General features: G+C 50.0%; 12 protein-coding genes. 7 read left to right on the top strand and 5 right to left on the bottom strand.

What is annotated here, in order from left to right:
- The first annotated feature begins 215 nt into the window (after nt 1–215).
- The 5 genes from JWG88_RS10200 (at nt 216) to JWG88_RS10180 (ending at nt 8,161) form a co-directional block, all read left to right on the top strand.
- On the top strand, nt 216–1,148 hold the full coding sequence (locus JWG88_RS10200) for a DUF362 domain-containing protein (protein WP_205233622.1): 933 nt from the start codon (nt 216–218) through the stop codon (nt 1,146–1,148).
- A gap of 71 nt (nt 1,149–1,219) precedes the next feature.
- Complete coding sequence (gene fabL / locus JWG88_RS10195) at nt 1,220–1,972, top strand: enoyl-[acyl-carrier-protein] reductase FabL (protein WP_205233621.1); 753 nt, start codon at nt 1,220–1,222, stop codon at nt 1,970–1,972.
- Nucleotides 1,973–1,980: 8 nt separating this feature from the next.
- Nucleotides 1,981–2,571 carry a Maf family protein gene (locus tag JWG88_RS10190; RefSeq protein ID WP_205233620.1) on the top strand — a complete coding sequence of 197 codons (591 nt, stop codon included), beginning with the start codon at nt 1,981–1,983 and terminating at the stop codon, nt 2,569–2,571.
- A gap of 410 nt (nt 2,572–2,981) precedes the next feature.
- Nucleotides 2,982–6,353 carry a cyclic nucleotide-binding domain-containing protein gene (locus JWG88_RS10185; RefSeq protein ID WP_205233619.1) on the top strand — a complete coding sequence of 1,124 codons (3,372 nt, stop codon included), beginning with the start codon at nt 2,982–2,984 and terminating at the stop codon, nt 6,351–6,353.
- A 29-nt stretch (nt 6,354–6,382) separates the two neighbouring features.
- Complete coding sequence (locus tag JWG88_RS10180) at nt 6,383–8,161, top strand: DnaB-like helicase C-terminal domain-containing protein (protein ID WP_205233618.1); 1,779 nt, start codon at nt 6,383–6,385, stop codon at nt 8,159–8,161.
- A 128-nt stretch (nt 8,162–8,289) separates the two neighbouring features.
- On the opposite strand, the gene trmFO is transcribed toward JWG88_RS10180, so the two are convergent.
- From trmFO to mutL, 3 genes are all read right to left on the bottom strand, one after another.
- Entirely contained in the window at nt 8,290–9,621 is a 1,332-nt protein-coding gene (trmFO, locus tag JWG88_RS10175) for a methylenetetrahydrofolate--tRNA-(uracil(54)-C(5))-methyltransferase (FADH(2)-oxidizing) TrmFO (protein WP_205233617.1), read from the bottom strand.
- 139 nt (nt 9,622–9,760) lie between these two features.
- Nucleotides 9,761–10,315, bottom strand: a complete 555-nt coding sequence (locus tag JWG88_RS10170; protein ID WP_205233616.1) for a 3D domain-containing protein — start codon at nt 10,313–10,315, stop codon at nt 9,761–9,763.
- Nucleotides 10,316–10,323: 8 nt separating this feature from the next.
- Nucleotides 10,324–12,198 (bottom strand): DNA mismatch repair endonuclease MutL, encoded by a 1,875-nt coding sequence (gene mutL / locus JWG88_RS10165; RefSeq protein WP_205233615.1) that lies wholly within the window; start codon nt 12,196–12,198, stop codon nt 10,324–10,326.
- Nucleotides 12,199–12,363: 165 nt separating this feature from the next.
- Between mutL and JWG88_RS10160 the strand changes: the two genes are divergently transcribed.
- Nucleotides 12,364–14,256, top strand: coding sequence for a transglycosylase domain-containing protein (locus JWG88_RS10160; RefSeq protein ID WP_205233614.1), 1,893 nt, complete (start codon nt 12,364–12,366; stop codon nt 14,254–14,256).
- 59 nt (nt 14,257–14,315) lie between these two features.
- On the opposite strand, the gene JWG88_RS10155 is transcribed toward JWG88_RS10160, so the two are convergent.
- Together JWG88_RS10155 and JWG88_RS10150 are read right to left on the bottom strand one after the other, a co-directional pair.
- A complete protein-coding gene (locus tag JWG88_RS10155) occupies nt 14,316–14,741 on the bottom strand; it encodes a hypothetical protein (protein ID WP_205233613.1) in 426 nt (141 codons plus the stop codon).
- 7 nt (nt 14,742–14,748) lie between these two features.
- A complete protein-coding gene (locus tag JWG88_RS10150; protein WP_205233612.1) occupies nt 14,749–15,363 on the bottom strand; it encodes a LysE family translocator in 615 nt (204 codons plus the stop codon).
- Nucleotides 15,364–16,136: 773 nt separating this feature from the next.
- Between JWG88_RS10150 and fdnG the strand changes: the two genes are divergently transcribed.
- Nucleotides 16,137–19,256 carry a formate dehydrogenase-N subunit alpha gene (gene fdnG / locus JWG88_RS10145; RefSeq protein WP_205233611.1) on the top strand — a complete coding sequence of 1,040 codons (3,120 nt, stop codon included), beginning with the start codon at nt 16,137–16,139 and terminating at the stop codon, nt 19,254–19,256.
- Nucleotides 19,257–19,258 lie beyond the last annotated feature (2 nt).

Raw genomic sequence — 19,258 nt, 5'->3', positions numbered from 1 at the left:
ATTTGTACTTTAGTCAGTAATCAGGTGCGGGTAAAAATGAGATTTAATCCCAGGAAGGTGAATGTTATCGGGCTCCTTGGTTGTTTTGGGTTAAAGTGGCATGAGATGTGCATTATTAACTTTGCTTTATCTCTTCTCTCCTTTCTCCAGGAAAAGCCGACTCCGCATCCGCAGAGCCGGCTTTTCCGCTTTTTATCATAGAGACCACTCCTCACATGCAGCAGCTACATTCCTCCGTCTATCTCCGCAGGTGCATGACCTACGACTTCGAAAAACTGAAATGTTTTTTCGATGACAGTTTTGGAGTGGCTGATTTTTCTCCACGTTCGGCAAAAGTATTCATCAAACCTAATCTCATTTCAGCCGGTGGTACAGGTCTTGCCTGTACGGATCCCCGATTCTTGCTGGCCCTTGGTGAGTGGCTCATCGAAAAAGGAGCCAAAGTCGGTATCGGAGATTCACCTGCATTTGGCAAAGCCTCCAGTGTACTGCGGGCACTGGGGATCGAGGGTGAATTGAGGCAGCGGGGGATTATGATTACCGATTTTACCTCTGTTTCCACAAGAAGGCTGGCATGTGGGGTGGAAATAGGGGTTGCGCCAGAGCCTCTGGCCTGTGATTATTTTGTCAATGCGCCAAAGCTAAAAGCGCATAGCCAACTCTATGTTACGCTGGCGTTAAAAAATATTTTCGGTATTGTACAGGGCGTGCGCAAATCGATGCTTCATATGCGTCACGGCGGAGCCGGCACTCTTTTCAGCAGGATCATTCTGGATTTGCAGGATTTGCTGCCCCGGCAATATACGGTTGTCGACGGTATTTCCGCCATGCACCGGCAGGGACCTATCCATGGTGATCATCTTGAATTGGGCTGTGTTGCCTTTTCGGCGGACCCGGTGGCTGTCGATACTGCGCTTCTGCAGGCGCTTCGATTGGACCACTGCAGAAGTCCCCTGTGGTGTGAGGCAAAAAAAAGAGGAGATTCAGGGGCCGATATAGAGAATATACTCTTTCCGTTGTTGACGCCCGATGCGTTTTACGACACGCACTTCAGTGCCCCTGAGGAGCTTTCACCGTTGCGGTTCAGCCCATTTCGTTTTCTCCGGAATACCTTGAAGAGGTCCTGTCTCAGGGTGACGGGCCGGTAAATTAAACCAATTATCTTTATATCACGGCGATGATTCCGCCTGTGAATACAACAAACAATTCAGGAGTGGATATGTTTCAATTAAAGGGTAAAATAGCCCTGGTAACAGGAGGATCGAGGGGTATCGGCCGTGCTATTGCAGTGCGACTGGCTCAGCATGGTGTCGATATCGTAGTAAATTATGTCCGCCATAAAAAAGACGCCCAGGAAACTGCAGCCGAAGTTGAAAAACTTGGCAGGGAATGCCTCCTGGTCAAGGCAAATGTTGCCAAAGAAAGCGATGTTGCCGCCATGTTCGCGATGATAGAGGATAGGTTCGGCAAGCTGGATATATTGGTGAGCAATGCAGCTTCCGGAGTTTTGAAACCTGCCATGGAACTCACTGAGAGGCACTGGAACTGGGCAATGGATATAAATGCCCGGGCATTGTTGACCCTTGTGCAGCATGGAGCCCCGCTCATGACGGGTGGAGGCCGTGTTATCGCCGTCTCCAGCCTGGGTGCCATCCGGGCAATCGAAAACTATACAACCGTCGGAGCATCAAAGGCAGCACTGGAGTCTTTGGTGAGGCATCTGGCCGTTGAGCTTGGTTCGAGAAAAATCAACGTCAATACCGTCAGTGCCGGAGCTGTAGATACCGATGCACTGAAAAAATTTCCCAATAGAGACGAAATTCTCTCCACAGCTCTCCGACGCACCCCGATGGGCAGATTGACGACAGCCGACGATGTCGCCGATGTGGCGCTCTTTCTCTGCAGTCAGTTTTCTACCATGATCCAGGGACAGGTTATAACCGTTGACGGCGGTTATGCCATAAGGGGATAGGGCAAAGGATGCTTACAGCAAGAGAAAATATCATACTGGCTTCGGCCTCCCCCAGGCGGCATGCCTATCTCAAGGAATTGGGTCTGGATTTCAAGGTTTATGCAACTGACATAGATGAAACACCGAAATACCGAGAGGTTCCTCTTGATTATGCGGCCAGAATGGTCAGGGAAAAAGGCGAAGCTGTAATGGAGAAGTACCCGGAGAGTTGGGTAATAGCTGCCGATACTGTCGTTTTTCTCCAGAAGAATATTCTCGGTAAACCGCAAAGCCGCGAGAACGCCGTCAGAACGCTTATGCTGCTGCGCGGCAGGGAGCATCAGGTGGCCACAGCTTTTGGGGTTGGCTGCGTCAGCAAAAATATTTTCCATGAAGAGACGGTGGTGACTCGGGTAAAATTTTCTTTTTTTTCTGAAGAAACCGCCCGCGCTTATGCCGCAACGGGGGAGCCGACCGATAAGGCGGGCGCCTACGGAATTCAGGGTATGGGCGCGATCTTTGTCGAAGAACTCCAGGGATCCTGCTCGAATGTTGTAGGCCTCCCTCTGTGTCAACTAATCGAGGCTTTGTATAAATATGGCATTGTTGAAACACAATGAACCTGTTTTTGTGGAAAGATACTTTCTATTCGGTGAAAAAAGTGTTTAAATGAGACCGAAGAAATCTTGTAACACATTGTTGTAACTATTTATTACGTTTGCTGGACTCGTAAAAAGTTCGATCTGCGTTGTCTGGATCTGAAACGGCTGTTTGCCGTACCGCATGCACTGTCAATCGCGGTTTCAGGTACTACGTCTGGTATATCGAGCTTTCTCGAAGATTGTGCTAGCAGAATCCATCCCGGCAACTGCAATGACTTTTTACGAGATTATCAAGATTGTAGGTAGGCCAGGACTGAGCGTTAACCTAAATTTTGCAGAAAGGTCTTTCCGATGGTTTTTCAAGATACACAAAGACGATTCGTAATCCTGGGTCTTCTCCCTGATAGTGTACTCACAGGAGCTGAAATATGGCAGAAGCAGATAAGCAGCAGGTAGCTCTTGATGTTCTGAAAACCCTCAACGCTGCTGTCATTACAACCAAGCTGTATCCACCAAGGTATCCTCAGGTCGCCAATGCTGCTGATAACGCCTTCAGCTTGATTACTGAATACCAGCGAAAATTCGGGTCTCTCAGCTTCAGTCTTGTTGATGATGCTCCCAAACTATGTGGTTTGCCGGTCAGCAAGAAAACATTGGGGAAGATGCATGGTGAAGATGTTTTTCAACAGCTCAGGCTTCTCAAGCTGAATCATCTTGTTCTTGAAAGAGGAATCAGCCGCGAGCCTTTCGATAAGCTCCTTACTTTTTTTACAACCTCGCCGCAACTGGTGGGCAGAGAAGGTGGTGGACGTGCTTTTGTTGTAAATCTCGGTTTAAACGATCTTTTCCCGGAAGAGTATTTGGTTGAATTACCGGAGGAAAGAGAGGACGTCTTTGCGGCCGTTCTCACCCGTCTGGTAGAAGAGGACCGGGTTACGACTGAGGACATGCAGTCCGTTTCCACGGAAATAGATGGTGAAACCGTCGCCGGCCAGAAACGTATTTCCGCTCTTGGCACCCTGAACAAGGAGCCGGGGCGCCTCACCGATATACTTCTCGCCGGCATAGCTGATGCGCTCCAGGGGATAAACAGAATCGGGGAGATTTCATTTCCCTCATCTTTTACCATTATTCTTCGCAACGTCAACAGGTTTACGGACCAGGAGGAAAGAGAGTCTTTGGCGCAATCACTTGCGGCAGTCTGTGCCCGGCATTTTGACGATTTTGCCCTTCATCTTCTCCTCCTGCAAAATTATCCAGGGGGATTTGGCCTGAGGCTCTACGATAAGCTTCTTGCCGCGATAGCCGGCAGCTTTGATGATGTTGTCAGACTGATTCGGGAAGAGGAAGAGGTTGTTGCCAGGAATTCCGGAAAATCCTCCGAACAATATAAACACATTGCTTCGGCAGTTGAACGTCTCTTTGACTCCAGACGGGGCCAGCAGTATCTGGTTCGGGAAAAAGCCAGGGAGCTTCTGGAAACCGGAGAAAAGGAGAGGCATAAAAAAAGGATTCAGGCCGGTATCAGCGGCATATTGCATGGCGACGTCAACAGCCTGAGGAATAAGGAGGTCGTCGAGCACCTGCCGGCAACGGTTGAAACGCTTATTGCCAGGGGTAAAGATAAGGCGGCTGCCACTATCATAACCAATATTACCACCGAACTGATTCGGGGTGAACAGAGTAGCCATGATCTGCTCAGTGAATGTCTGAGCCGCATAGGTGAAAGCCTCATCAGTGCCTCGAAATGGGATTGGCTGGAAAGACTCTCCAAACCCTTGATGGCTTGGCTGAAGGAGGCCGACAGGGCTGATGAGGTATGCGAAAATATTGTTGAAATCCTGCTCAATCTTTTAAAGCACTATTGGAAGATGGGCGAGGATAAAAAAGCCGATAAAATCCTGCAGCTCATCTTCGCCATTCGTGCCGGCAAGCTGACCAAGAGTTCGGAAATGGTCGCAATGGTAAACCGTCTGCAGGATCTGTCCGTTGAGAAAGCACCATTGCCCACCTTGCTCGCCAGGAGTGTAACGGAAAAAAATGAGCTGATCGACAGGCGGCTGATCATGCAGGGACCGCTTGTTGCCCGGTTTCTGCTCAATACGCTTCTGGATTCCGATGATGCCGGGGAGCGCTTAAAGATATTGGATCTACTCAGGCGCATGGGTTCTCTGCTTCCGCCGCTGCTCCTTGAAAAACTGTCTGAACCAATGCCCTGGTACGGCAAACGCAATCTGATAAAACTGTTCTCTGAAACCGGCAGTAAACAAGATGCTTCCAAAATTTTTGATTATCTCAACCATGAAGATATACGAGTACAGCAGGAGGCCCTGTCCTGCATATTCCAGTTGAGTGGGGATGATAAAAAAGATAATCTTCTGGAGGCATTGTCTCTGGCCACGGGTCCGATGAAAGAGCAGGTTGTCCGCGCCCTCTCTCCTATGGCCGATGAAGAGGTGGTCAGCACGATTGCGGATCTTCTCGGAGACTGGCCATATTTTTCCGATGATGACAGGGATCCGCTGCTTCTCCAGATAGTCACCCTGCTGGGAAGAGGGTCCAGCCGAAGTGCTGAAGTTGCATTAGAGGAATTTCTTAAAAATGAAGGCAAGGGAAAAGCGCGAACAATAGGCGAGTTGGTCTGGCAGGCAACAAGGCAGTCGGTGCGCCATATTAAAACAATGAGAAGAGAGCTAAGTAAAAGGCAGATCCAGGAAACATTGGAAAAAGATGCAGGCATCCCTTCTCCAACTCCGCAACAGCAGAAAAACAAAGCGACATTTCGCACGGATTTCAGCGAAGAGGCCCTCATAGCAAAGCTTTTTAAAGAGGGCGATGAAGACAGAGCCGCGAAGCTTCTGGTCGACCTGATAGATAAGGCCTCGAGTTTGCAACGCTTTTCAGAGGCAGAAGCATTGAGAGACTGGTTGATAGAAACTGCTCCTTTCGCCTTAAACGATATCATTCGCACGGCTGAAGTCATAGAAACAGCGAAGCGCGAGGGAATCAGTAATAATTTTCTTAATGTATGGTCAAATCTGCACGATAATCTGACAACGGAAGAGTTCAATGCTCTTTACTATTCAATGGAGCATCTGATTCTTTCTGGAGAAGAGGTTCTGGTAAAACAGGGCGATATGAGTCCTGCATTATATTTCATCAGTTCAGGAAAAGTGAAGCTGTTTTACGATGATAAGGGTACTGAGATCCTTTCCAAAGTAATCGAAAGCGGGGAGATTTTCGGACAGGATACCTTCTTCGATGCCTCCGTCTGGACCATGACTGCCGTATCGCTTTCCAGAACCGAAGTATCTGTTCTCCCTCTGAAAAATACTTCTGACTGGGTGGATGAACAACCTGCACTGGAGTCAAAGCTCCACGATCTGGCCAAAAAAGAGGGCGGTGTTCAGCAGCCATTGAAAAAGGTGAAGAGCAGCCGCAGAGAGCATAAACGATACGTGATCGGCGGGAGTGTACTTGCCTCCATTCTCGAGAAAGATCTCAAGGGGTCGGGCATGCAGCTGAGAGGCGATTGTGCCGATATCTCCCGAGGTGGAATCTCTTTTCTGATCAGGGTTTCCAATAAAAAGAATGCCAGGATCCTGTTGGGCAGGGATGTACGTCTGCAACTGTCCTGCCTCAGCGTCCCGGGGAAATTGCTCAATATTGACGGAGTCCTGATGACCGTGCGTTCTCTCTACTCCATGAATAACGACTATTCTGCTCATGTCAGATTCCATAAGCCTCTCGGGGAAGAAGAACTCAGGGGAATACTTGAAGCAGGCGAGCCGGAAAATTGAGTAGAAGTCTGGAAATGCAAAACGCCATCATGAAATCGCCTATAGCGCAATTTTATCAGGAGCACCTGCCTGATGGCGTCATCCGAAACTCAATATTGACAGCAGAATGCCCTTTCTGCAAAAGGGAGCCAACAGGCAAAAAGGGGAAAATAATAGTCTTCCTCAATCCAACCAGCCTGTTTTTCGGCTATTTCAGATGTTCCGTCGCCTGTGTAGAGGGCGGCTTTCCGCAATGGTTCGCGGAACTGGCAGGTATAGACAGCTCCCTGGTTCCCGGCCACATCGAGGAGGAGCCTGTCCTGCAGGATCTGGTGAATCCTCCCGGAAACATTAATGCTGAGATCGATGATTTCAGCAACAAGCTCGAGCAGGAACAACTCGGATATTTTGACGATGCCAACCTGGGAGCGTCAACTCTGCAGCAGCTGAAAATCGGTTATAACGGCAGATATCTGGTTTACCCTTATTTTCAAATGGATGGCAATGTATATTCCGCCAGGTGCGTTAATCCCCGGAAACATGAAGATTATTTCTGGTATGGCGATACTTCCTTTGCTGCCGGCCCCACTGGGCTTTTCAATGTCGAAGAGATACGCCGGTGTGCCGGAGGCGCCTTGTTTCTCTGTGAGGGAGAAGAGAATCTGCTGACTGTCAAGCAGCTTGGTTTTCCCGGATCGGCCTATTTTGAAAATACGATCCTGGAGAACATAGATCCGCAGATATTTGCGGCGCTGAAGACTCTTTTTATTGTTCCCCGGAATACGGTGGAATCGATGACGGCAGCCCGTCTGGCAGCGTCGAAAATAGGCTTTAAAGTACGTATTCTCAAGTGGGATCTGCATTGCCCGCGGGATTACACCATATTTCAATTCGCGATCGACAGTTCCACCGATTTCGCCAAAAATTTCGGTGAAATGATTGTCGCCTCCAAACCGTTTTCCCCTTTTGCCGCTCCGAAAAAGGAATTCAGGCGGTTCTTCACCACTCTGGCGGAGTCATCCGGTGAAGAATACAGCGCGCTGATCTCGGGTTTTGATCTGCTTGATGACAGGATCAATGGCATTCATGGCATAAATATTCTGGGTGGCGGTCCCAAGGTTGGTAAATCCTGCTTCATGATCCAGATGGCTACTGAGATGGCAGCGCGCCGGGTCCCGGTACTTTATTACGACTTTGAAAATGGCAGGCAACGCATTTATCAGCGGACCTTCTCGAGAATGTCAAGAATTGAGACATCACGACTGCAGCCCGGGCACCTGGCAGCCGGGGAAAAGGAGCGCTACTCCGAGGCAAGCCGGAAATTCGAGAAACTCCTGGGTTATTTCAGGGTGATAAATGACCGTAAAGTATCGCCGGAATTGATGCGCCGTCATATTGATTTTTTGCGGCATGAAACTCGCAATGACTACACGGTAGTGGTTATTGACAGCCTGCATAAACTTCCGTTCAAGGATCTTTCCGAGATGCGCTCCGGAATAGATTCCTGGCTGCGTCAGATGGAATCCATACGTGATGAGTTGAACGTGTCTTTTCTCGTAGCTTCTGAATTATCCCGCGGGACCGGAGGATCTTATGACGAAGAGCCGCATATGGGCGTGTTCAAAGGCTCCGGTGATATCGAATACAGCGCCGACAATGCCATGGTTCTGCTGCCCAAATGGAATCATATGAAGGATGAGATGATGGAAAGGGTCAACATGTTATGGCTGGTCGGCAGCCGTGAACACAGCCCTGGACTTATCGGCAACTATGTTCTGGATTATCCCTATTGGGGCTTTCGCGAGGAAGCTCCGCTGTCTCCCCGCTAAGGCTTCGGCCACACAAATGTCTTCTTTAAATTTGGTAACTATCCGGCAAAGAATTAAAAATCGGCAGTTTACTCTGTACTGTAACTGTTCAGCAGAGCTTCAGATGTGCGCTTACCTCTGAATAGTTACTAGATTTGATTGATTCCCTGAGCCCTCATCCAGTTACGCAGTTCGGCAAGAGCAAGGTCCGCCCGTGCCTGGCCGCGAAGCTTCTTAGGCATTTTTTTCCCTAACGGTGGAAAAAGACCAAAGTTGACATTGGAAGGTTGAAAGCCTCCCTTTGGTGCAGCGCTGGTCAGGTGGGTGAGCAGGGCGCCGAGCGCTGTGGCAGGCGGAGGTATTGCCGGAGGTTCGCCGTGGGCAATTGCGGCGCTGTTGATTCCGGCGATGAGTCCCATAGCAGCTGATTCAATGTATCCCTCAACCCCCGAGAGTTGACCGGCGATAAGCAGATTCGGCCGTTTCTGCAGTTGCAGTGTGGGTAAGAGCAGTTCAGGGGCCTGGATGAAGGTATTTCTGTGGATAGAGCCGAGGCGTGAAAAGGCGGCCTTTTCCATGCCTGGAATCAGGCGAAATATCCTCATCTGTTCGCCATAGTTCAGTCTTGTCTGAAAACCCACCATATTATAATGCGTTCCGCCTTTGTTTTCGGTGCGCAGCTGAACCACCGCATAGGGCACCCTGCCGGTGCGTGGATCTTCCAGACCCACAGGTTTCATGGGACCGAAACGCAGGGTTTCTTCGCCTCGCTCGCACATCACTTCTACAGGAAGACAGCCTTCGAAATATTTAACTTCTTCGAAATCGCGCATGGGCACGCTCTTTCCACGGCGCAGTTCATTGATGAAATGAAGATACTGCTCTTTGTCCATGGGACAGTTCAGGTAATCACCAGGGCCGTCATCGTAGCGTGATTTGCGGTAGACGATATCCATGTCGAGGGAGTCGCTCTCGACAATGGGAGCAATGGCATCGTAGAAAGCCAGACGCTTTTCGCCGGTCAGTTTGCTCAGGCTTTCGGCCATGGCCTCGGAGGTAAGGGGACCGGTTGCCAGAATGCAGGGGACAGGAGACTCCGGAAGCTCAGAGACCTCTTCTCTTATTATGTTGATATGGGGTGATTTCTCCAGGGCTTGCGTGATCGATTCCGCAAAAAGCCGGCGGTCGACGGCCAGGGCTTTGCCGGCGGGAACGGCGGTCTTGCGCGCTGCTGCGATGATAAGGGAGCCCAGCATTCGCATCTCTTCTTTGAGGAGGCCCACGGCGGAGGTGACATCATCGGAGCGCAGGGAATTGCTGCAGACCAACTCACCCAGCAGATCAGACTCATGGGCGGCGCTGTATTTTAGCGGTCTCATCTCATGGAGAGTGACCGAGCAGCCTCGTCCTGCGGCCTGCCATGCAGCTTCACAACCTGCCAGGCCTCCTCCGATTATCATTACTTCGTTATTATATGTCATTTCAGGATGCTATGGTCAAAAGTCATTGATGTTGCCGAGACGGACTCTGCGACAAGCACCCGTAAGGGCATAAACTCCGTCTTCGGGAAAGCTTGATATACCACGAGTAGATCGGGCTTTTTACTATAAAGAGTATGTACTATGGGGTATAGATTTCAACCTTTACTTTTTTTCTCCCCCACCGCAGTGCATCCCGATGAGAATCAAAATAGAGATCAATGCGATCAGGTCCTTTTATGGCGCCGCCTCTGTCCTCAACCATGCCCCAGCCGTAACCGGGCACAAACATCCTGGTGCCGAAGGGGTAGTATCTGGTATCTGCTGCTATAGTGCCATCCTCGGAAAAAAAGTACCAGGGAAACAGCACGGTCCTGACGGGGATCATATAAGGACGTTTGATGCTGTCCACGGAGAAGAGACCTTCCTGTGGTTCTCTGGGGGAGGTCCCGCTGGCGGTGTGACCGGTGTAATCCCTTCCTTTTCCCGGGCCGTCGCTGACGTAACGGTTCCAGAAATCCAGATGCAGGTACCTGGCGCGACCGCGTTCCCAGCTGCAGCAGGAAGAACAGCCGCAATAGGCCGTGGCGGTCAGCACCTTGGCAACAGGTTTCTTGCCACAGCCGCTGCTCACCAGGACCAGTCCCAGGAAGAGGAGGAGAAGGAAGTATCTGCGCAGAGGAGATTCAGCTGTCATAATATCGCCTAAGTTCGGTGAAACCATTTTTGTATTTCAGCGTCGCTGAAGCTTTTTAAAACCGGTCTGCCGTGGGGGCAGTGACTGAACAGTTCCGCTTCGGCCATTTTGTCTAAAAGAGCCTTGATTTCCTCGGGAGAAAGTCCATCTCCTGATTTGACTGCGGCCTTACAGGCCATGGTTGCCAGGATATTCTCCAGCTTTCCGCCACGTAGATCCGTGCTACCACTGCTTCCGCAACTATCGAGCACATCAAGGAATATCTCACTGGCCCGGCACTGTCCCGCAAGCGCCGGAACGGCAGAGATAACATAGGTGGCGCCGCCGAATTCAGTAATAGCAAAACCCATGCGGCTGAGTTCTTCTTTGTTGTTCTCAACAAGAAGGCACTGTGAAGGACTGAGTTCTAACGATTCCGGAAACATCAGGGTCTGGCTGGAGACCCTGCCGCCGATATATTGCTTGCGAAATTGTTCGTATAGCAGCCGTTCATGAGCCGCATGCTGGTCTATGACAAGCAGCTGGTCGCCGGCCTGGCAAAAGATATAGAGATTTTTGTACTGGCCGATGACCTGTATGTCGGTTTTTTGAATGTGCCGGCTGTTTTCGGAGAAATCAGCAACCGGACCGGGCGAAGAAACCTGACTTTGCGCACCTGGCGCTATTGGCTGCGTTGCTGAAAGATCGGTGCAGTGTCTTTGCCGCCGCGGCTCCGGTTGCCGGTGCGGATATGTTTCCCTTGAGGGCTCCTCAACTGTCGACTGCTCTACTGGATCCGGTTCTGTATAAAAAGTTAGTTGCTGCCTGGTGGCTGTATCACTAGAGTCGAGGTGGAGCGGGGCGAGTGGATTCGCCCTTCTGGCTGGAAAAATAGCGGCCTGGAGTGTCTGTTGATGGAGCCTCATCGCTGCTTCAACGCTCTGTTTGATAAACTGGTGGATATCTCCGCTGTTGCGAAAGCGGACTTCATGCTTGGCCGGATGAACATTGACATCGACTTCCTCGGCGGGAATCCGCAGGTGAAGATAGCCCCCGGGAGAGCGGCCCTTGAGCAGAAATCCTCTCAGCCCTTCGAAAACGGCATGACTCATCAACCGGTCCCGTATTGCCCTGCCGTTGATAAAAAGACGCATTCTGCATAATCCTGCCGAAGTGTGTTCGGGCGGGATCAAAAAACCATGAAGACAACGTCCCTTCGATTTCTTCCCGGGATTGCCAACCGGAATAAACTGATCGCGGTAGTTTAAGATTGATCTGAGCCGATCCTCAAGGTCATGGCCGTGGTCGAGCCGAAGTGTTTCCCGGCCGTCGATTTTCAAGGTGAAGGATGTAGCCGGACTGGCCAGTGCATAGTTCTTCAGGTTTTCATCGATGTGGCCGATTTCGGTTCGCGCTGTACGGAGGAACTTTTTGCGCGCCGGTGTCCTGGCGAAGAGATTGCGAACCTCGATGACGGTACCCCGGCTGCAGCCGGTCTCATGTACCTTCTGCAGTTGGCCGTAATCAAAAACTACCATGGTGCCGAGAGGGCTCTGCTCAGTCCTGGAGGTAATCGTCATTTTGGAAACCGAGGCAATCGAAGGGATAGCCTCCCCGCGAAAGCCCAGGGTGTTTATAGCCACCAAGTCATGGGATTCGTGTATCTTGGAGGTCCCGTGACGTTCAAAAGAGAGAAGCACGTCGTCTTCATCCATGCCAGAGCCGTTGTCGAGCACACGGATCAGTCGGGTTCCTCCTCCTTCGATTTCAACTTCGATACGGTCTGCTCCGGCATCAAGGCTGTTTTCCAAAAGTTCCTTGACTACCGACGCCGGCCGCTCTACCACCTCTCCGGCAGCAATGCGGTTGGCGAGCAGTTCTGGAAGGATGCGGATTTTTGCCATAGAAAAATGAGTGTTTGAATGTTTCGTCTTTAATGGTAATGTATGCTGAGCATAAAAAGATGTAACTTACTGTGATCGCATATTTTATGGACATGCAGCTGTGGATTTTCCTGGTGAAAGTACGAGCGTGTCTACAATATAGAATCTACCATTGAATGTTGAAGAGTGTCATTAGAAAAAAATACAAAAACCAGGAATAGATCGGCAGCCGCAAAGAATACCCGAAAAACGGTGCGCCGAAAACCCTATGGTGAAAAGCATATCATTGGCTTTCTCTTTGGCATCTGCTGCCTGCTCACTGTCTTTCTGGCGGCCTTGCTCAGCGCCATGGTTGCTCTGCGGATTCCCGATATCCGTTCGGTCGCCCATTACCAGCCGCTGCAGACCACCTTCATACTTGATCGCCACGGCGATGTTCTTGAAAGAATTTACAAAGAAAACAGGACAGTTGTTCCCCTGTCCCGTATGCCGGAGCTTCTGCCCAAGGCATTTGTGGCGGCCGAGGATGGCAGGTTTTTTGAACACAAGGGACTCGATTTCGTTTCGGTCTTACGTGCGGTCTTTGTCAATATCAAAAGGGGAGGACGGGCCCAGGGAGGTTCAACCATTACTCAGCAGGTGGCGCGCTCGCTCCTGCTGACCCGGGAAAAGACCTATCTGCGCAAATTCAAAGAGGCAATTCTGGCCTGGCGAATCGATTCGTTGTTGAGCAAGGAGGATATTCTCTATATTTATCTCAACCAGATCTATCTGGGGAGCGGAGCCTATGGAGTCGAGGCAGCCTCCCAGGTTTATTTCGACAAGCCCGTCCATCAGCTGACGCTTGGGGAAATTGCCGTTCTTGCAGGACTGCCCCAGGCACCAAGTAAATATTCACCTCTCAATCACCTTGAGCGGGCCGTGGCTCGGCAGCGCTATGTCCTCAACAGAATGACCGCCGATGGATATATAGATGCGCAGACAGCACGCGGAGCCTTCGAGAAGGATCTACGGCTGAATCGCACCGCGGATAAATCACTGGAATCAGGATACTATACGGAAATAGTCAAGAAACGGGTTGGTCGTATCCTCCAAAGTTCGCTACCGGCCACCGGCATCATAATCCATACATATCTCGATCCGACAATGCAGAAAGCCGCCGTCGATGCCGTCCGTGCCGGAGTCAAGGCCTCCTTTGGCCGGCAGGCCCGTCTGGATAGCGGCAAGAAAAAAGTTCCGCAGGGAGCATTGGTCAGCATCGAGACCTGCAGTTCCAAGGTTCGGGCGCTACTTGGTGGCACGGATTTTTCAGCCACGTCATATGATCGTGCCGCCATTGCCAGAAGACCTGCAGGTTCAGCCTTTAAGCCCGTCGTTTTCAGCGCCGCACTGGAAAACGGCTGGAGCAGCGGCTCGATGATTCTTGACGCACCGCTATCTATTGCGGGTGGTGCACGGGGAAGGTGGACTCCTAAAAATTATTCGGGCAGATATCATGGTGAAGTGAGCCTGGCAGATGCCCTGGCTCATTCCTATAATACCGCGGCGGTTCGTTTGCTGCAGAAGGTCGGCCTTAATCCTGTCCATGATCTTAGCACCAGGTTGGGCATTACCTCGGAAATGCCTGGCGACCTCTCCATTGCCCTGGGGTCGGTCGATGTCACACTGCTGGAGTTGAGTGCGGCTTATTCCCCTTTTATCTGCGGCGGAATGTATACACCTCCCGTCTTTATCGACAGAATTGAAAAAGGTGACGGAACCGTGCTGTTTCAACGTGATTTCAGCCCCCGGAAGATACTCTCCAAAAGAGGCGCCGCAGAGATGAAGAGTATGCTGTCACGGGTTATCGCCGATGGCACCGGTAAACGCGCAGCCGGCCTTAACGGGGAATGCGGCGGTAAAACAGGCACCTCGGATGACAGCAGAGACGCCTGGTTTATCGGTTTTCATGAGAACAATATCACTGGAATCTGGGTGGGGCATGACCAGAATGAAGGACTTGGCAAAGGGGAGAACGGCGGCAGAACTGCCGCTCCGATCTGGTTCGATTATATGCGGAAGACAGGAGGTGTTCGCTGAACTCAACTTTCAGCGAAAATGGATTGGCTTTTTAGAGCCCTGGAGAAATATGGAATTTTTCACTGTTTTTCTATTCTTAATTCCAATACAATCCGGCCCCATCCTCCACATTCAATTCCAACATCGAAACAGCTTGCCCTTTTAAACCTGATTTCGTTTGGGTCTACCCCTGCGTAAAGCATTTCATTTGCAGTGAAAATCATCATCATTGCTGAATTTAATGAGTAACCACAAATCTTTGGAGGGCATAAACCCGTTAGAATATTTCCTGCAAAATCAAAATAAAATTTTTCGCCGACTTTATGATTGCTATTGCAGCCTTTCGATTCAACGACCTCTAGAATAAATTGTGTCTTATTAAATTCTTTGCTTCGCTTGATGAGATCCAAGTTGCGTGGATTACTTTTAAAAACATCCAGCTCTTCGTCGCTGTAACCGAATTTTCTCTGCATGATCTTGAGCAATCTCTCTTCTGCTTTTTCCATTATCTTACTATTGCTCCGTTACGGCCAGTTTTGCCCCGAGGGCAGCAAAAATAGCTGCAAACGATTTTTGCAACCAAGTGGTAATCCTGGAGGAGTTGACAATATATTTGCGCACATAATTGGCAGAAAGTCCGTATACAATGAAAATAACCAGCGTCATTGCCATGAATGCCGCGCTGAGGATTAACATCTGGAACACTGGTGATGATACGTTTGGTGAAACAAAAAGCGGTAAAAAGGCCAGGAAAAATATAGATAGTTTTGGATTAAGAATATTAATCAGGAATCCTCTTGCAGCGATCTGCCATGGACTTTTTATTGGGCCCGGAGAGTTGATATTTAAAGAACCTGTTTCACGCCACATTGACCAAGCCAGATACATAAGATAAATAACACCCGCATATTTAACAGCTTGAAAGGCGATGGAGCTCATATGAAGAATAGCAGACAGTCCCAATATACTTGCAGTTAAGTGGGGGATGATACCAGCCGTGCAGCCAAATGCAGCTGCAACGCTTGCACGCCAACCGCTAAAAAGACCTGTTGAAATCGTATATAGGACACCAGGGCCCGGTATTAAAACCACAACCAGTGAAGTAAGTAAAAACTCTGTACTAAACATTCTCCAGCTCCCTGTCTTTAGTATTCCCGAGATGATTCAACTTCGCGTAATTCTATGCACCATCAAGAAAGTATTCTGACAGAACCGATATTGTTTCCGTGATGAGTCCATCTATTCCCCGGATTATGCCTGTCGTTTCTTATATACTCGGAATCATAGAATTTATGTTTGAAAATGATAACTGTTTTTTGGGGTGAGGTCCAACAAAAGTTGTCGTGGGTGAGATATAAGCGGTCACTCTGATTTTTAAATTCTCTGTATCATTCTAGTAAACTCCCAGCAGTTGGCCTTATGTCCCTGCCTCGGTAACGCCGTTGCCAATTTCTCGACGATCATCTACAGCAATATAGATGCTGCAACCTGGTAACTTCATGAAACAACAGGTGTGGACATGTCAGGTAGGCTAAAAAAGTAAATTTTTTATCATCTGATATTGACAGCATGAAAATATAGTCTAATGTCTTTTCTCACCAACCTTCTTTTCAAAACTTCAAAGCTTCAACAGACCGTATTCGTACCGGACTGTTCTTGTAAGCGGATTCCCTACGCCCTCCTCAGCAATTCTCTCACATAAAATAAAGCAATTGGCTGATTTTCTTCTCATCAGCATTCTTCTATAGTTTAACCGTTGGAATACCGAACCTCATCGGCTGCCCCAAAGACGGCTGCCCTGATTTCCTCGTTATGTACATGGACTCAGCTGCATATTGGATACGGTCCGGTTTATCAATTCCGGGCTTCACTCTTTGTGATTAACTAAAAAGGAGTTTTAAATGGGAATATCAAGGCGAGATTTTATGAAGTTGTCAGGCGGCACCGTCCTGGTAGCAACGCTTGGCGTGAACCTCGACCCTGCCAAGGCTTATGCGCAGGAATTGAGGATCAAAAATGCTAAGCAGTCGACGACGATTTGTCCGTACTGTTCCGTAGGGTGCGGCATAATCGTTTATGCTGAAAATGGTAAAATCATCAACACAGAAGGTGATCCCGATCATCCGATCAGTGAGGGAACGCTTTGTTCCAAGGGCGCTTCCGTGAGCCAGCTGGTCAACAACGATACACGTGTCAAAAAACCGATGTATCGTGAACCTGGCGGAACGGCATGGAAAGAAGTGGAGTGGGACTGGGCGTTGGACAGAATCGCCCGCCTCGTCAAAGATTCCCGGGATAAGAGCTTCAAAACGGTCACCAAAGCAAAAGTCAAGGAAACCCAGCCGGACGGCACGGTAATCGAAGTCGAAAAAGAATTCACGGTTAACCGGACTGATGGCATCGCCCACGTCGGCAGCGCCGCTCTCGACAACGAGGAGTGTTACATCCTACAAAAACTTGTCCGGTCATGGGGCCTGGTGTACGTCGAACACCAGGCGCGTATCTGACACAGCGCAACTGTTGCGGCTCTGGCAGAGTCGTTCGGACGTGGTGCAATGACCAACCACTGGATTGACCTGAAGAATTCAGATGTTATCCTGGCGATGGGCGGTAACCCAGCCTCAAATCATCCCATTTCAATGAAGTGGATCATGCGTGCCCGGGAGAAGGGTGCTAAATTGATCTGTGTCGACCCACGCTTTTCGCAGACTGCTGCGAAAGCCGATCTTTATGCCCCCTTGCGATCCGGCACGGATATAGCTTTTCTCGGCGGCATGATCAAGTACATCCTCGACAACGACCTCTACTTTAAAGAATATGTTGTCAACTACACCAACGCCTCGTTTCTGGTAAATCCAGACTATAAGGGTCCGGCGGAGTTGGACGGTCTGTTTTCCGGCTACAACCTGGAGACCAAAAAGTATGACAAATCGTCCTGGGCCTTCCAGAAGGACGAGAACGGCATCGCCTTGAAGGATCGCACCCTTCAGGACCCAAACTGCGTTTTCCAGCTGTTAAAGAAGCAATATGATCGCTACACTCCGGAGAAAGTAACGAATATTACCGGGACACCTATCGACAAACTGCTGGAGGTGTACAAACTCTACTCTTCCACAGGAAAACCTGATCGTGTCGGTACCGAATGCTACGCCATGGGCTGGACCCAACACACCATCGGTACGCAGAACATCAGGACTATGACTATCATCCAGGTCCTGCTCGGCAACATGGGTATGCCCGGTGGCGGTGTCAACGCCCTGCGTGGTGAATCCAACGTTCAGGGGTCAACGGATTACGGCATCCTCTTCCATATCCTGCCCGGGTACAACCCGGTGCCGAACGCCTCTCTGGTCGATCTCGCGACCTACAACGCAAAAACCACTCCCACAGCAACCGAACCCGGCAGTGTCAACTGGTGGTCAAATCGCAATAAATACATTACCAGTTACCTCAAAGCGGTCTATGGCGAGGCGGCAACCAAGGAGAATGATTTCGGCTATTCCTGGATGCCAAAGCTGGATGTCGGAATGAATGCCTCATGGCTGAACATTTTCGATAAGATGTATAAGGGTGATTTCGAGGGATTCTTTGCCTGGGGCCAGAATCCAGCCTGTTCCGGAGCCAACGGCAATAAGACCCGGCAGGCCATGACCAAACTCAAGTGGCTGGTCAACGTCAATCTTTTCGACAATGAGACCGCCTCCTTCTGGCGTGGTCCCGGCATGAAATCCGAGGAAATAGACACCGAGGTGTTCATGCTGCCCTGCTGCTCTTCGATGGAGAAAGAGGGGAGTATCACCAATTCCGGTCGATGGGGACAGTGGCGTTACAAGGCTGTAGAACCGCTTGGTGAGTCAATGCCTGATGCGGAGATCATCAACGAACTCTTTTATAGAGTAAAAGGACTTTACGAAAAAGAAGGTGGTGCCTATGCCGATCCCGTCGTCAACCTGAGCTGGGAATACGGGAAAAAAGATGCATCCGGAAAGATCAAGCACATAGATGCTCACACTATTGCCAAAGAGATCAACGGCTACTATCTCGAAGACGTTTATGATACCAAGGCGGTTCCAGCCAAGCTTGTAGGCAAGAAAGGAGAGCTGGTTAAAAGCTTCGCCTTCCTTCAGGCCGATGGATCGACCTCGAGCGGCAACTGGCTTTACTGTAACTCTTATATTGAAAAAGATGGCAAGCAAATCAACATGATGGCACGTCGCGGCAAAGACGACCCAACCGGCCTCGGTCTATATTCCGACTGGGCATGGGTGTGGCCGGTAAACCGCAGGATTATTTATAATCGGGCCTCAGTCGATATGCAGGGAAAACCGTGGGATCCCAAGCGACCGCTGCTCAAATGGGATGGGGCGAAACCGGGCTGGGAAGGTGATGTCCCTGACGGAGGCGCACCACCACAAGGAACCAGCGGGAAATTGCCTTTCATCATGAAACCCGACGGCGTTGCTTCTATATTTGGTCCAGGTCTTGCGGAAGGTCCATTCCCAGAACATTATGAAGCTCTGGAGTGTCCGGTCGAGCAAAACGCAATGTCGGGGCAGCGAATCAATCCGACCATTAAGATTTTCGGCGACAAGATGGATGCTTTTGCCTCCTGTGACTTGCGCTTCCCTTTTGTTGGAACGACCTACCGGGTGTCGGAACACTGGCAGACCGGATGTATGACCCGGCACTGTTCTTGGTTAATGGAGATGCAGCCCCAGAACTTCGTTGAAATGAGTTTTGAACTGGGGAAAGAATTGGGCCTGACCAACGGTGAGACCGTTATCGTTTCCTCCGCCCGTGGCGAGGTAAAAGCGGTGGCAATGATTTCCGAACGATTCAAACCATTCAAATTATCCAATACAACCGTTCACCAGATCGGTCTTCCCTGGCATTTCGGATGGCAATTTCCCGAGGATGGCAGCGGGTATGACAACGCTAACTTGCTCACACCAACCGTGGGCGACGCGAATACAATGATACCCGAGACAAAGGCCTTCATGGTCAACGTCCGCAAGGCATAGGG

This window comes from Desulfopila inferna (assembly GCF_016919005.1).
GTDB classification, from domain to species: Bacteria; Desulfobacterota; Desulfobulbia; order Desulfobulbales; family Desulfocapsaceae; genus Desulfopila_A; species Desulfopila_A inferna.
The sequence above is the reverse complement of the archived record's forward strand: the minus strand, read 5'-3'. Positions and strand labels throughout refer to the sequence as shown.